This window comes from Enterobacter sp. Ag1 (assembly GCA_000277545.1).
Lineage (GTDB): Bacteria > Pseudomonadota > Gammaproteobacteria > Enterobacterales > Enterobacteriaceae > Cedecea.
Map to the genome: position 1 here is coordinate 164,085 of AKXM01000040.1, position 13,576 is coordinate 177,660.

Consider the following 13,576-nt stretch of genomic DNA (forward strand, 5'->3'; position numbering starts at 1 on the left):
GGCGGTTTTTTTATGGGCTTAGTTTTTGGCTAGCTCGAGGATAAAATCCAGAAAACAGCGGGTGCGTGCGGCGGGATTGATACGTGAAGGGTAGTAAGCATAAAGCGGAAAACGCTCGTCCGGCCAGTCGGGAAATAAATCCACCAACAGTCCCTGTTTCACAAGATCGTCAGAGCCAAACGTCATCATCTGGGCAATCGCGTGCCCGCTCAGGCAGGCTTCATGCAAAGTGCGGGCGTCGTTCAGCGTCAGGCGGCCGCTGACCGGGACTTTAATCACTTCTCCTTTACGATGAAACTCCCATTCAAACGGCCTGCCGGTTTCCGGATCGCGGAAATGAATGCAGGTATGCCCCAATAGCGCCTGTGGTGTTTCAGGCCTGCCGTGCCGCGCTAGATAGGCCGGGGTGGCAACCGTCATGATGCGAGTTTCCAGCAGCTTGCGTGCCACCAGCGTGCTATTTCGAGGCACGCCAAAACGAACAGCCAGATCGAAACCATCGCCAATCATATCCCCCAGCCGATCGCTTGTGACCAGATCCAGTTTAAGATCGGGATAGCGGGACATAAAAGTTTCCAGTTGAGGCCCCAGGATCAGGCTAGAGAAGAACGGATCGATGTTGACCCGAAGTCTGCCGGTAATGGCTTTAGTGGCTAGCGACGCGGTGCTGGTCACGTCCTCCAGCGCGGCCAGCAGCGGAAGGATCTGACGATAAAACGCTTTGCCTTCAACGGTCAATGCCACTGCGCGGGTAGTGCGGTCAAAAAGGCGGATGCCGAGGCGTTTCTCCAGGCGGGCAATCGCCCGGCTGACCCCGGGTGGGGACATATTGATCACCTCCGCGGCGGCGGCAAACGTGCCGCTTTCCACTACGGCGGTAAACACGGACAGACCATTAAAGGTCCGATCGTTAAAAATCATATTAGTGCTCCGCAGTCATCAGTGAATTGTCTTAGGTGCTATCGATACAACATAGCTGCATCCGCATAATGCCGTCCACACCCTGCGGGGGATCTCTAACTGGAGAAACATTATGTTCGCAATTACAGGTATTACCGGACAAGTTGGCGGTGCACTGGCAGAAGCATTGCTTGCTCAAGGGCATGAGATTCGGGCCGTCGTCCGCTCTGAAGCTAAGGGACAGCCCTAGGCACAGCAGGGCGCAGACGTTGCGCTGGCTGAAATGTTCGATGGCGAAGCGCTGGCACAAGCCTTCACCGGGGCCGAAGCGGTCTTTATCCTGCTGCCGCCGGTGTTCGATCCTTCAGGGAATATGGCTGAACCAAGAGCCCACATCTCGGCCATCAGGCACGCACTGCTGGCTGCGCGCCCGCAGCACGTGGTCTGCCTTTCAACCATCGGGGCGCAGGCAACGCAGCCAAACCTGCTGAATGCTCTGGGCCTGATGGAAAAAGAGCTGACGGATGTTTGTGATTCCGTCGCGTTCCTCCGCGCGGGCTGGTTTATGGAGAACTTCCTCTGGGATGTAGAAAGTGCCAAAGAGACCGGGACTATCTACAGCCACCTGCAGCCGCTTGAGCGCGTTATCCCAATGATTGCGACAGTCGATATCGGCCAGCTTGCCGCCGAATTATTGACTCAGCCAGAATCAGGAACCCGGATTGTGGAACTGGAAGGACCGCAGCGCTACAGCCCGCAGCTGGCAGCCGAAGCGTTCTCTCAAGTTTTGGGGCGGCCGGTAACGGTAAAAGCCGTGCCGCGGGAAAACTGGGAGGCAGATTTCCTTGCTCAGGGCATGAAAAACCCGCTCCCACGCATGCAGATGCTGGACGGCTTTAACGAAGGCTGGATTGATTTCACCGGCGATACGGTGAAAGGTGCCACGCCTCTGGAAACTGTGCTAAAACAGTTGCTTGAGCGGCACCAGTAATCCGTCAGGTGGCGCCTGAATCAAAAGGAGTTTTTCAATGCTTAACTGGCAGGATTTACACCATTCTGAACTGAGCGCCACCGACCTTTATGCCCTTTTGGCCCTGCGCTGCGAAGTCTTTATTGTTGAGCAGCGTTGTGCATATCTGGATGTTGATGGTGAGGACTTGGTGGGAGAGAACCGCCATATCCTCGGCTGGCGGGACGGCAAACTGATTGCCTATGCCCGCATTCTAAAGAGTGACAACGAGCTGGAGCCGGTGGTCATTGGCCGGGTTATTGTTGATGCGTCGGTGCGCGGCGAAAAGCTTGGGCAACAGCTCATGACTCAGGCGCTTGCCGCCTGCCAGCGCCAATGGCCTGACCGTGTAATTTACCTGGGCGCTCAGGCGCATTTACAGGCGTTTTATGCCCAGTTCGGCTTCTACCCGGTCACCGAAGTGTATGACGAAGATGGTATTCCGCATGTCGGGATGGCCAACGGCTAACGCAGGCGAAATCAGCTCCGGTTGTCTATAGTTAGCGGACGAGAAATTTTTTAACACGGAGAACAGTGATGCAACCGTATGAATCTCGTCTCGATGATGACCTCGCACTTTTAAGCGACACGCTTGAAGAAGTGCTTCGCGCCTCCGGCGACCCGGCTGACCAGAAGTACATTGAGCTAAAGGAAAAGGCCGAGCAGGCGCTGAATGACGTCAAAGCACGCATCAGCAACGCTTCCGACACTTACTATTACCGCACCAAAAAAGCAGTCTACCGCGCCGATGATTACGTGCATGAAAAGCCCTGGCAAGGTATTGGCATCGGGGCTGCAGTCGGGTTGATGGTTGGGCTTTTGCTTCGCCGATAATCTTGATCGCGCCTGCAAATGGCAAATAAAAAATCTTACCCCCTGGGTAGGATTTTTTTTTGTGGGAACGACCACGTATAATCAGGGGTTTTTACGGGGCGTGAGGTAAACGTGAATTCAGTAGCCGTCGCACTGCAGCAAATGCAGCAGGAATTAGCAGGGGAATTTGCGGATAAGCCGGGCCTTCAGCGCCTGTGCGTGCCGGTCACGCTGAGTGACGCCTCCGATCCTCTCGCCTGGCTCACGGCTCAGTCACGTTATCCCCAATTTTACTGGCAGCAGCGCAACGGTAACGAAGAAGTGGCTGCCCTGGGGGCATTGCTGAGTTTTTCTGCGTTGGAAGACGCCCAGGCTTTTCTGCAGTCCCACCCGGAACAGCCTTTCCTGCGCGTCTGGGGATTAAATGCCTTTGATCCGTCCCACGGTTTTCTTTTTCTCTCGCGGCTGGAATGGCGGCGAGTAGGTGGGGAGGCGTTTCTTTGGCTGCATCTGTACAGCGAAACTTCCTTGAAGCAGGATGCGTTGGCGGCTGCGGCTTTTATTGAGCAGCTTCTGCCGGCGAAACTTCTCCCGCAGCTCAATCTCAAATGCCTGGGTGAAAGCCATCTGCCGGAGCAGCCCGAATGGAACCGCCTGGTGGATCAGGCTGTCAGCGCCATCAGCCAGAAAGCGCTGGATAAAGTCGTGCTCGCCCGGGCCACCGATCTGGCGTTTTCTTCCCCGGTTTCTGCCGCAGGATTCATGGCCGCCAGCCGCCGGGTGAACCTGAACTGCTACCATTTCCTGATGGCGTTTGATGCGAAAAATGCCTTTCTTGGCTCCAGCCCGGAACGCCTGTGGCGAAGAATCGACGATGCGCTGCGAACGGAGGCCCTGGCCGGAACGGTAGCTAACCACCCGGACGATGCTCAGGCCGCTACACTAGGCCAGTGGCTGCTGAAAGATGACAAAAACCAGCGTGAAAATATGCTGGTGGTCGAAGACATCTGCCAGCGCTTACAGGCTGCGGTTGGTGCACTGGATGTGCTGCCGCCGCAGGTTATGCGGCTGCGCAAAGTGCAGCATTTGCGTCGCTGCATCTGGACGCGGCTGAAGCGTCAGGACGATGCGCTTTGCCTTAAACAGCTGCAGCCTACCGCCGCCGTGGCGGGGTTACCGCGTGAGCTGGCTCGGGCATTTATTGCCGCGAATGAGCCTTTTGCGCGTGAATGGTACGCAGGTTCGGCGGGTTATCTGTCCCGCCATCAAACGGAGTTTTGTGTGGCGCTGCGCTCGGCAAAAGTGAGCCATACCGGCGTTCGCCTTTATGCCGGGGCGGGCATTGTCGCCGGCTCGGTTGCCGCAGAAGAGTGGCAGGAAATTGAAAACAAAGCGGCCGGTTTGAAGACGTTACTGATCGGCAGTGGTAACTGAATAAGCTATTCACGACGCAAATCAATTTAACCCTTGCCATAGTATTTATAATCGAAAGTCGAAATTGACTGCGGACAATATTATGTCGATAAGCTCATTTAACCGCCGCTGGGCGGGCGTCATACTCGAAGCATTAACCCGACATGGGGTGCGGCATGTGTGTATCGCGCCCGGCTCCCGCTCCACGCCGCTGACGCTCAGCGCGGCGGAAAACCGCAGTTTCATTTGCCATACTCACTTTGATGAACGGGGCCTGGGCCATCTGGCGCTTGGGCTGGCAAAAGCCAGCGGCGAGCCGGTGGCAATCATTGTCACCTCCGGCACCGCCGTGGCCAATCTTTATCCTGCCGTGATAGAAGCCGGATTGACCGGCGAAAAGCTGATTTTGCTGACGGCAGATCGCCCGCCCGAACTTATCGACTGTGGTGCGAACCAGGCGATTCGCCAGCCGGGACTGTTTAACTCCCATCCTTCCGCTGCACTCAATCTGCCTCGCCCAACGCATGATATTCACGCCAGCTGGCTGGTCTCTGCCATTGACAGCGCCGTCGGCCAGCTCAACGGGGGCGCACTGCATATCAATTGCCCCTTTGCTGAGCCACTTTATGGCGCGCCGGACGATACCGGCGTCGACTGGCAAAACCAGCTTGAAGGCTGGTGGGAAGGCAACACGCCCTGGCTGCGTGAAGTGCACGACAATGCCGTGCCGAAGCAAAGAGACTGGTTCTTCTGGCGGCAAAAACGCGGCGTGGTAGTGGCCGGACGGCTTTCTGCCAGCGAAGGTGAGCAGGTCGCGGCCTGGGCGCAAATGCTTGGCTGGCCGCTTATCGGCGATGTGCTTTCACAGACCGGACAGCCTCTGCCGTGTGCGGATCTGTGGCTGAGCAATAGCCAGGCCGTGACTTGTCTTGAACAGGCGCAAATTGTCATCCAGTTTGGCGGCAGTCTGACCGGAAAACGGGTTCTTCAGTGGCAGGCCGCCTGCAGGCCGGAAGAGTACTGGCTGGTGGACAAGCAGCCCGGGCGTCTCGATCCTGCCAACCACCGTGGCCGCCGTCTGGTTGCCAGCGTTGAAGCCTGGCTGGAAAAACATCCGGCAGAAAAACGCCTGCCCTGGGCCGAAGCGCTAACGTCTCTGGCCTGGCAGACGCTGGAAAAGGTTGAGCAAGGAACCCGAGAATTTGGTGAGGCACAGGTTGCCCAGCGCCTGTCGCAGCTGCTGCCGGAAGGCGGCCAGCTGTTTGTGGGCAACAGTTTAATTGTGCGTTTGATCGATGCTTTTGCCCAGCTTCCCGTGGGGTATCCGGTGTACAGCAATCGAGGGGCGAGCGGCATTGATGGCCTGCTGTCAACCGCCGCAGGCGTTCAGCGGGCAACGGCGCGCTCCACGCTCGCGATAGTCGGCGACATTTCGGCGCTCTATGATCTTAATGCCCTTGCACTGCTGCGTCACGCCTCGGCACCGTTTGTGCTGCTGGTGGTCAACAATAACGGTGGCCAGATCTTCTCACTTTTGCCGACGCCTGCCGAAGAGCGTGAGCGTTTTTACTGTATGCCGCAAAACGTGAACTTCTCCCACGCAGCCGCCATGTTTGAGTTGGGGTATCAGAACCCTGAAAACTGGCAGGCGCTTGAAGAGGCCGTTCGTCGGGCCTGGTTGCGCCCTGGCGCGACGGTGATTGAAATTAGCGTGCCGGAAACCGCCGGCGCTCAGACGCTGCAGCATTTGCTGGCCCTGGTTAGCCAGGCATGATCCTTCATGCCGCGCCGCATTCGGGCCACCGTTCAACTCTGCCACACATAGTCTGGCTGCACGGTTTTCTTGGTAGCCATCATGAGTGGCAGGCGCTTAAGCCGCACTTTTCCGACTGGCCGCAGCTGTGCGTAGACCTGCCCGGCCACGGTGGTTCCACCGATCTTCACGTGCAGAGTTTTGCCGAGGTTGATAACGCGTTACGAAATACCCTCAAACATCACGGTATAAATCACTATTGGCTCGTGGGCTACTCCCTGGGCGGGCGCATCGCGATGTATCACGCCAGTCAGGCTGAGTCGAAAGGGCTGCGTGGCCTGGTGGTAGAAGGCAGTCATCCTGGCCTGATAAGTGGGGCAGATCGCGAGGCGAGAGCGCTGAACGATGCCCGCTGGGCGCAGCGTTTGATGCACGAAGATATCCAGACCGTGTTGAACGACTGGTATCAGCAGCCTGTTTTCCGTTCCCTCAGCCGCGCGCAACGCACTGACTTAGTCGCCCTGCGTGCGCAAAACAATCCCGAGACGCTAGCCCGGATGCTTGAGGCAACGTCGCTTTCCCGACAGCCCGATTTACGTGAGCCACTTGGCCAGCTAGCCGCGCCGTTTCATTTTATTTGCGGTGAACGAGACGAAAAGTTTCGCGCCGTTGCCGCCGAGCTTAACTGTTCCCTGGCTCTTATTTCCGGGGCAGGACACAACGCCCACCGTGAAGCTCCCGCCGCGTTTAGTTCCGCTCTGTTAACCCTCTTTCGTCAATATGACCTGTAAGGATCTTTCATGATTTATCCTGATGAACAAATGCTTTATGCCCCGATTGAATGGCTGGATTGCTCCGAAGGTTACACCGATATTCGCTACCACAAATCCAGCGACGGTATCGCCAAAATCACCATCAACCGCCCGGAAGTGCGTAATGCGTTTCGTCCGCTGACCGTCAAAGAGATGATCAATGCCCTGGCCGATGCGCGCTATGACGACAACATTGGCACCATTATTCTGACCGGCGAAGGAGAAAAAGCCTTCTGTGCGGGCGGTGACCAAAAAGTGCGTGGTGACTACGGCGGCTACCAGGACGCAAGCGGCGTACATCACCTGAACGTGCTCGACTTCCAGCGCCAAATTCGCACCTGCCCTAAGCCAGTTGTGGCGATGGTGGCGGGTTTCTCCATCGGCGGCGGCCATGTGCTGCACATGATGTGCGACCTGACTATCGCGGCGGAAAACGCCGTGTTTGGCCAGACTGGCCCGAAAGTTGGTTCTTTCGACGGCGGCTGGGGCGCTTCCTACATGGCGCGTATTGTCGGCCAGAAAAAAGCTCGCGAAATTTGGTTCCTGTGCCGCCAGTACGATGCGAAAGAAGCGCTGGATATGGGCCTGGTGAATACCGTTGTACCGATTGCCGATCTGGAAAAAGAGACGGTTCGCTGGTGCCGTGAAATGCTGCAGAACAGTCCGATGGCGCTGCGTTGCCTGAAAGCGGCGCTGAATGCTGACTGCGACGGTCAGGCGGGGCTGCAAGAACTGGCCGGGAACGCCACGATGCTGTTCTACATGACCGAAGAAGGCCAGGAAGGGCGCAACGCGTTTAACCAGAAGCGTCAGCCGGACTTCAGCAAATTTAAACGGAATCCGTGATGCGCAGCGCGGCGCTGTGGCGCTTTCAAATCCCGATGGAGGCTGGCGTAGTGCTTCGCGACCAGCGTCTCAAATTTAGAGATGGGCTTCTGGTGCGCCTGACAGTGGGCGAACGCAGCGGATGGGGCGAAATTTCCCCTCTGCCGGGATTTAGCCAGGAAACACTCGCGGAGGCTCAGGCGCAGGTCGACCGCTGGCTTGAACAATGGCTGACAGATGAATCGACTCCGTTACCCGAGTTGCCGTCGGTCGCTTTTGGCTTGAGTTGTGCGCTGGCTGAGGCAGAAGGTACGCTGCCACAGGCCGCTGACTACCGCGCCGCCCCGCTGTGCACCGGCGACCCCGACGAGCTGATCCTGGCACTGGCAGAAAGGTCGGGCGAAAAAATCGCGAAGGTGAAAGTGGGGCTGTACGAGGCCGTTCGCGATGGCATGGTGGTTAATTTATTGCTTGAAGCCGTGCCTGAACTTCGTCTGCGTCTGGATGCTAACCGCAGCTGGACCCCGCTCAAAGCGCAGCAGTTCGCTAAATACGTCAACCCGGATCATCGCTCGCGCATCGATTTTATTGAAGAGCCGTGCAAAACCCGCGAGCAGTCCCGAGAGTTCAGCCGGGATACGGGAATTGCAATTGCCTGGGACGAAAGCCTGCGGGAGGCTGATTTTACTTTCAGCGCTGAGCCGGGCGTTTCAGCAGTGGTGATTAAACCGATGCTTACCGGTAGCCTGAACAAAGTGCGTGAGCAGGTTGCGGCGGCACATTGTCTGGGGCTGAAAGCGGTGATCAGTTCCTCCATTGAGTCCAGCCTCGGTTTGACTCAACTGGCCCGCATCGCCGCCTGGCTCACGCCGGGAACCCTGCCTGGGCTGGATACTTTATCCCTGATGCAGTCTCAGCTTGAGCGCAGCTGGCCCGGCAGCCCTCTGCCGTGTGTTACCGTGGACGGACTCGAGCGTATTCGATGATCTTTCCCGACTGGCCGTGGCGTCACTGGGCCGATGCCAGGAGCACAAGTGTTGCGCTCCGTCTCGACGATGAACTATTAACCTGGCAAACGCTGTGCCAGCGCGTGGATACGCTGGCGGGAGGTTTTCGCCAGCAAGGAGTAAAAGAAGGCGATGGCGTTGCGCTTAAAGCGAAAAATGGCCCGCAAACGCTGCTTGCCTGGCTGGCGTTATGGCAGTGTGGGGCGCGCATTCTGCCGTTAAATCCTCAGTTGCCTGATAGTTTGCTGGCGCAGCTTTTACCGTCGATGACGCTGAGCTACGGGTTAACTTTGACCGACAGCGAACCTCTGCCGGATGTGGTTCCATTATCGCTGACTAGTGCACTTGCCTGGCACGAAAGCTGGCAGCCGATGCGTCTGGCTTCCATGACGCTGACTTCTGGTTCAACCGGGTTACCCAAAGCAGCGGTGCATACATTCTCGGCCCACCTTGCCAGCGCAGCGGGTGTCCTGGCGATGATGCATTACGGCCCCGACGATAGCTGGCTTTTATCTTTACCGCTGTTTCACGTTTCCGGGCAGGGGATCCTCTGGCGCTGGCTGTATGCCGGCGGCCAGTTGGCGATATCAAGCGCGCAATCGATAAACGAGGCGTTGCATGGCTGTACCCACGCTTCCTTAGTGCCCACACAGCTTTGGCGGCTGCTGGAAAAACAGGAACCTCTGGCGTTGCGTGAAGTGCTCCTTGGCGGGGCAGCCATCCCCGTTGAACTGACGCAGCAGGCGGAGGCGCGTGGGGTGCGTTGCTGGTGTGGTTATGGGCTCACCGAGCTGGCCTCTACGGTTTGCGCCAAACGCGCCGATGGTCAGCCAGATGTGGGGGCTCCATTGCCAGGCCGGAAGGTAAAAATCGTCGATGAAGAAGTGTGGATACAGGCGAATAGCCTGGCCAGCGGCTACTGGCGGGACGGGCAACTTATTCCTCTGGTGAATGAACAGGGCTGGTTTGCTACCCGCGATAGGGGCGTTTTGCATTCGGGCCGCCTGACGATTGTCGGGCGTCTTGATTACCAGTTTTTCAGCGGCGGGGAGGGCATCCAGCCGGAAGAGGTTGAGCGGGTAATTGCCGCGCATCCAGCGGTTCAGCAAGTGTTTGTGGTGCCGGTGGACGACGTTGAATTTGGCCAGCGGCCCGTTGCCGTGGTTGAGATTAGTTCCGGATGTGAGTTTAACGACATTGCCGCCTGGCTTGACGGAAAACTGCCACGTTTTCAGAGGCCTGTGCGCTGGCTGGCGCTGCCGCAGGAGTTAAAACAGGGCGGGATTAAAATCTCCCGCCGCAGGCTGAAAGAGTGGGCTGCAGGGGCATAACCCCTGCAAGGTATTACTTATTGTTCTTCAGTGCCTGAAGTGCATTCGCTACCCCGGCACCGTATTCAGGATGTACCTGGCTGAACAGGCAAATCTGACGGTTCTGAATGCTTTCCGGGACGTCTTTCATCTCACCCGCAATGCGTACAAACATACGCTGATGCTCTTCATCGCTCAGCAGGTTATACAGCGCGCGCGGCTGGCTGAAGTAGTCGCTATCTTCGCGATGGTTCCAGTGGTCGGCTGCGCCTTCCAGGCTCAACGGCGGCTCGCTGAAATCTGGCTGTTCCTGGAAAACGTTAAAGCTGTTTGGCTCGTAGGTTGCGCCATTGCCGCTGTTGCCGTCCACCCGCATGGCTCCGTCACGGTGGTAGTTGTGGAACGGGCATTTTGGCGCGTTCACCGGAATTTGATGATGGTTCACGCCCAGGCGGTAGCGATGTGCGTCACCGTAGGAGAACAGGCGACCCTGCAACATGCGATCGGGTGAGAAACCAATGCCCGGTACGACGTTGGCCGGGGACATCGCCACCTGTTCAACGTCAGAGAAGTAGTTTTCCGGGTTGCGATTCAGTTCCAGCACGCCCACTTCTATCAGTGGATAGTCGCCGTGTGGCCAGACTTTGGTCAGATCAAACGGGTTGTACGGCGTTTGTGACGCTTCGGCTTCCGGCATAATTTGCACGAACAACGTCCAGCGAGGGAAATCACCAGCCTCAATGGATTCGTACAGATCGCGCTGGGAGCTTTCGCGGTCCTCTGCGATCAGACGGCTGGCTTCATCATCCATCAGGTTCTCAATACCCTGCTGGGATTTGAGATGGAACTTCACCCAGAAACGCTGATTGTCGCTATTGATAAAGCTGAAGGTATGGCTGCCAAAACCGTGAATGTGACGATAAGAGCGCGGTAAGCCACGGTCGCTGAAATCAATGGTCAACTGATGAAGGGCTTCCGGCAGGTGCGAGAAGAAATCCCATTTATACGTAGGGTTACGCAGGTTGGTGCGTGGATCGCGTTTGACGACGTGGTTCAGGTCGGGGAATTTCAGCGGGTCACGGAGATAGAACACCGGCGTGTTGTTGCCGACCAGGTCCCAGTTGCCCTCCTCGGTATAGAATTTCATGGAAAAGCCGCGAATATCTCGTTCGGCATCCGCCGCGCCGCGCTCACCGGCCACGGTGGAAAAGCGCAGGAACAGCTCAGTTTTTTTGCCGACTTCTGAGAATAATTTTGCCCGGGTGTAGCGGGTGATGTCATGCGTCACGGTGAAATGACCAAACGCGCCGGAGCCTTTAGCGTGCATGCGGCGCTCAGGGATTACTTCGCGGTCAAAGTGGGCGAGTTTTTCAAGGAACCAGACGTCCTGAAGTAGCATCGGGCCTCGCGGGCCTGCGGTAGCAACATTGTTGTTGTTTACAACGGGAGCGCCTGCGCCGGTTGTTAATCCTTTCTTGCTCATTAATGCCTCCTTGGGAGCCAGGTTTCACAGTAAAAAAGCGTTTATTTAAATCCACTTTTTTACTGTGTTTATTATTCACCTGCTCAATGTGTCATTTCGCGCTACCCGGCTGCATTGATCTTGTCACACAAAAAGGCGTCTTTTCATTTTCTTACAATCAAGGAAATATTGGCATTTTCTAGCGTGTTAATAAGATAATGCGCCACGCCATCCAATGGCATTTTTAAGGGCAGCCCTTTTTCTTTTTCAGGAACCAAGGAATGAATAAATTACTTTTAGCCGGCGGCGCGGGTTTGCTGCTGGTTTCCGCAGGTGCCAGCGCAATTGGCGTGAGTGCTGAAGTCGGCAAAGAATACACTAACCTCGGCGTGGGTTTTGGCACCGAAAGTAGCGGCATCGCGGTAACCGGTAACTATGCGCATAACGACGACAACGGTGATACCGTAGGCCTTGGCCTCGGTTTTAATATTCCTCTGGGGCCGATGATGGCAACCGTAGGCGGTCGTGGCGTTTACCTGCACGCAAAAGATCGCAAAGAAGGTTATGCGCTTGCGGCGGGTGGCGGTTTGAGATGGCCAATCACTTCTGACATTGCCATTTTTGGCGATTACTACTATTCCCCGGACTCTCTATCCAGCAGCGTGAAGGACTACAAAGAGGCCAGCGCCGGTGCAAGCTGGAACTTTATGCGTCCGTTTTCAGCGCAAGTGGGTTACCGCTATATTAGCCTTGGCGGCAAAGACGGCGATCGTACCGACACCGTGGCCGACGGTCCGTATGTGGGCGTGAGCGCCAGCTTCTAATCCATTAACGCGGCTTTTAGCCGCGTTAATGTTGCAGACAAAGAGGAAAAAAGCGTGGTTTTTCCCTCTTTGCGGTTATCAGCCGAAAATCAATGAATTGATTTTCCGTTTTTTGACGAATCCTTTGGCCTTTTTTCTATGCCCAGAGGTTGGTCAGTAGTCTAAGCGCGGCTTTTAGCCGCGTTTTTTATGTCTGCCGTTCTTTGGTGCCTGCGCTATAGTGGGGCGTTCCCCTGCTGCGGAGTAAAAGATGTTAAAAGTAGAAATGCTGTCCACCGGCGACGAAGTGCTGTACGGGCAAATTACCGATACCAATGCGGCCTGGCTTGCCGACTATTTCTTTCATCAGGGTTTACCCATGTCGCGCCGCAATACGGTCGGCGACAGTCTGCCTGACCTGGTTGCCGTGCTGAAAGAGCGCAGCCACGAAGCGGATGTGCTGATTGTTAACGGCGGCCTGGGACCAACCAGCGATGATTTAAGCGCGCTGGCGGCGGCGACGGCGGCGGGCGTTGAGCTGGTCGAGCACGCGGAATGGTTAACCTATATGGAGCAGTTTTTTGCCGAGCGCGGGCGAGTGATGGCGCCGAGTAACCGCAAGCAGGCGCTAATCCCGGCTAACAGTGAAATGATCGACAATCCCGTCGGCACCGCCTGCGGCTTTGCATTGACCTTAAACCGCTGCCTGATGTTTTTCACTCCCGGCGTACCGTCAGAGTTTAAGGCTATGGTGGACAAACAAATCATGCCCCGGCTGCGTGAACGTTTTACCCTCCCTGAACCGCCGATATGCCTGCGTTTAACGACTTTTGGACGCTCAGAGAGCGAGCTGGCGCAATCGCTTGAGCCGCTGGTGCTGCCGAAGGGCGTGGTGATGGGCTATCGCTCATCGATGCCGATTATTGAGCTTAAACTTACCGGCCCGGCCGGCCAGCGTGAAGCGATGGAGGCCGTCTGGCCGGAAGTCCGCCGCGTGGCAGGTGAGAGTCTGATTTTTGAGGGCACCGAAGGGCTTCCAGCACAAATAGCGCGCCGCCTGGGCGAACGCTCCCTGACTCTGGCCGTGAGCGAACAGTTCACCGGAGGCCTGCTGACGCTGCAGTTAAACCGGGCGCAGGCCGTGCTCCGGGCGAGCCGGGTTTTACCGCAGGCACCTGAAACATTGGCTGAGGCATTAGCATCCAGCGCAGAATGGCGCCTGAATCAACAGAGCGATCTGGCCCTGGTGATTTCTGGCGAAGAAGATCAGCAGATAAATTTTGCGCTCTCCACGCCAGACGGCACTTTTGGCCTGGGCGTGAAGTTTGGCACCAGCCGCCACGCGCTGGCAATACGCCAGGAAGTTTGCGCCATGATGGCGCTGAACGTGCTGCGCCGCTGGTTCAACGGCCAGCCGCTGGAAAGCGAACACGGCTGGATTAAGGTCGTAGAGTCAGTCAGCCTCTAAC

General features: G+C 56.7%; 13 protein-coding genes and 1 pseudogene. 12 read left to right on the plus strand and 2 right to left on the minus strand.

Annotated elements, in window-relative coordinates:
• Positions 1–18 precede the first annotated feature (18 nt).
• Positions 19–921, minus strand: coding sequence for a LysR family transcriptional regulator (locus A936_RS16595; protein ID WP_008459790.1), 903 nt, complete (start codon positions 919–921; stop codon positions 19–21).
• A gap of 112 nt (positions 922–1,033) precedes the next feature.
• Here A936_RS16595 and A936_RS24105 point away from each other — a divergent pair, with 112 nt between their 5' ends.
• From A936_RS24105 to menE, 10 genes and pseudogenes are all read left to right on the plus strand, one after another.
• Positions 1,034–1,150: an NAD-dependent epimerase/dehydratase family protein gene (locus tag A936_RS24105; RefSeq protein ID WP_442892842.1), complete on the plus strand. Its 117-nt coding sequence runs from the start codon at positions 1,034–1,036 to the stop codon at positions 1,148–1,150.
• A 15-nt stretch (positions 1,151–1,165) separates the two neighbouring features.
• Positions 1,166–1,891: pseudogene (locus tag A936_RS16600) on the plus strand (NmrA family NAD(P)-binding protein); the annotation flags it as partial.
• A gap of 37 nt (positions 1,892–1,928) precedes the next feature.
• A complete protein-coding gene (locus A936_RS16605) occupies positions 1,929–2,378 on the plus strand; it encodes a GNAT family N-acetyltransferase (RefSeq protein ID WP_008459792.1) in 450 nt (149 codons plus the stop codon).
• Between the two features lie 68 nt (positions 2,379–2,446).
• Positions 2,447–2,743: a stress response protein ElaB gene (gene elaB / locus A936_RS16610; protein ID WP_008459793.1), complete on the plus strand. Its 297-nt coding sequence runs from the start codon at positions 2,447–2,449 to the stop codon at positions 2,741–2,743.
• A gap of 111 nt (positions 2,744–2,854) precedes the next feature.
• Positions 2,855–4,156 (plus strand): isochorismate synthase MenF, encoded by a 1,302-nt coding sequence (gene menF / locus A936_RS16615; protein ID WP_008459799.1) that lies wholly within the window; start codon positions 2,855–2,857, stop codon positions 4,154–4,156.
• A gap of 82 nt (positions 4,157–4,238) precedes the next feature.
• Positions 4,239–5,909, plus strand: coding sequence for a 2-succinyl-5-enolpyruvyl-6-hydroxy-3-cyclohexene-1-carboxylic-acid synthase (menD, locus tag A936_RS16620; protein WP_008459800.1), 1,671 nt, complete (start codon positions 4,239–4,241; stop codon positions 5,907–5,909).
• On the plus strand, positions 5,906–6,679 hold the full coding sequence (gene menH / locus A936_RS16625; protein WP_008459802.1) for a 2-succinyl-6-hydroxy-2,4-cyclohexadiene-1-carboxylate synthase: 774 nt from the start codon (positions 5,906–5,908) through the stop codon (positions 6,677–6,679). The genes menD and menH overlap by 4 nt, the downstream gene beginning before the upstream one ends.
• Before the next feature lie 9 nt (positions 6,680–6,688).
• Positions 6,689–7,546, plus strand: a complete 858-nt coding sequence (gene menB / locus A936_RS16630) for a 1,4-dihydroxy-2-naphthoyl-CoA synthase (protein WP_008459804.1) — start codon at positions 6,689–6,691, stop codon at positions 7,544–7,546.
• On the plus strand, positions 7,546–8,511 hold the full coding sequence (gene menC, locus A936_RS16635) for an o-succinylbenzoate synthase (protein ID WP_008459807.1): 966 nt from the start codon (positions 7,546–7,548) through the stop codon (positions 8,509–8,511). Before menB ends, menC begins: the two co-directional genes overlap by 1 nt.
• Positions 8,508–9,863, plus strand: coding sequence for an o-succinylbenzoate--CoA ligase (menE, locus tag A936_RS16640; protein ID WP_008459808.1), 1,356 nt, complete (start codon positions 8,508–8,510; stop codon positions 9,861–9,863). Before menC ends, menE begins: the two co-directional genes overlap by 4 nt.
• A 13-nt stretch (positions 9,864–9,876) precedes the next feature.
• Here the strand turns inward: menE and katA are convergent, their stop codons facing one another.
• Complete coding sequence (gene katA / locus A936_RS16645) at positions 9,877–11,325, minus strand: catalase KatA (RefSeq protein ID WP_008459821.1); 1,449 nt, start codon at positions 11,323–11,325, stop codon at positions 9,877–9,879.
• Positions 11,326–11,585: 260 nt separating this feature from the next.
• Between katA and A936_RS16650 the strand changes: the two genes are divergently transcribed.
• Positions 11,586–12,128: a YfaZ family outer membrane protein gene (locus A936_RS16650; protein WP_008459823.1), complete on the plus strand. Its 543-nt coding sequence runs from the start codon at positions 11,586–11,588 to the stop codon at positions 12,126–12,128.
• A gap of 250 nt (positions 12,129–12,378) precedes the next feature.
• A complete protein-coding gene (locus A936_RS16655; protein WP_008459825.1) occupies positions 12,379–13,575 on the plus strand; it encodes a nicotinamide mononucleotide deamidase-related protein YfaY in 1,197 nt (398 codons plus the stop codon).
• Position 13,576: the final 1 nt, after the last annotated feature.

Bases quoted from the DNA above. Each gene is read 5' to 3' on its own strand.
- A936_RS16595 (WP_008459790.1), bottom strand. From the start codon at position 921: ATGATTTTTAACGATCGGACCTTTAATGGTCTGTCCGTGTTTACCGCC.
- A936_RS24105 (WP_442892842.1), top strand. From the start codon at position 1,034: ATGTTCGCAATTACAGGTATTACCGGACAAGTTGGCGGTGCACTGGCA.
- A936_RS16605 (WP_008459792.1), top strand. From the start codon at position 1,929: ATGCTTAACTGGCAGGATTTACACCATTCTGAACTGAGCGCCACCGAC.
- elaB (WP_008459793.1), top strand. From the start codon at position 2,447: ATGCAACCGTATGAATCTCGTCTCGATGATGACCTCGCACTTTTAAGC.
- menD (WP_008459800.1), top strand. From the start codon at position 4,239: ATGTCGATAAGCTCATTTAACCGCCGCTGGGCGGGCGTCATACTCGAA.
- menH (WP_008459802.1), top strand. From the start codon at position 5,906: ATGATCCTTCATGCCGCGCCGCATTCGGGCCACCGTTCAACTCTGCCA.
- menB (WP_008459804.1), top strand. From the start codon at position 6,689: ATGATTTATCCTGATGAACAAATGCTTTATGCCCCGATTGAATGGCTG.
- menC (WP_008459807.1), top strand. From the start codon at position 7,546: ATGCGCAGCGCGGCGCTGTGGCGCTTTCAAATCCCGATGGAGGCTGGC.
- menE (WP_008459808.1), top strand. From the start codon at position 8,508: ATGATCTTTCCCGACTGGCCGTGGCGTCACTGGGCCGATGCCAGGAGC.
- katA (WP_008459821.1), bottom strand. From the start codon at position 11,325: ATGAGCAAGAAAGGATTAACAACCGGCGCAGGCGCTCCCGTTGTAAAC.
- A936_RS16650 (WP_008459823.1), top strand. From the start codon at position 11,586: ATGAATAAATTACTTTTAGCCGGCGGCGCGGGTTTGCTGCTGGTTTCC.
- A936_RS16655 (WP_008459825.1), top strand. From the start codon at position 12,379: ATGTTAAAAGTAGAAATGCTGTCCACCGGCGACGAAGTGCTGTACGGG.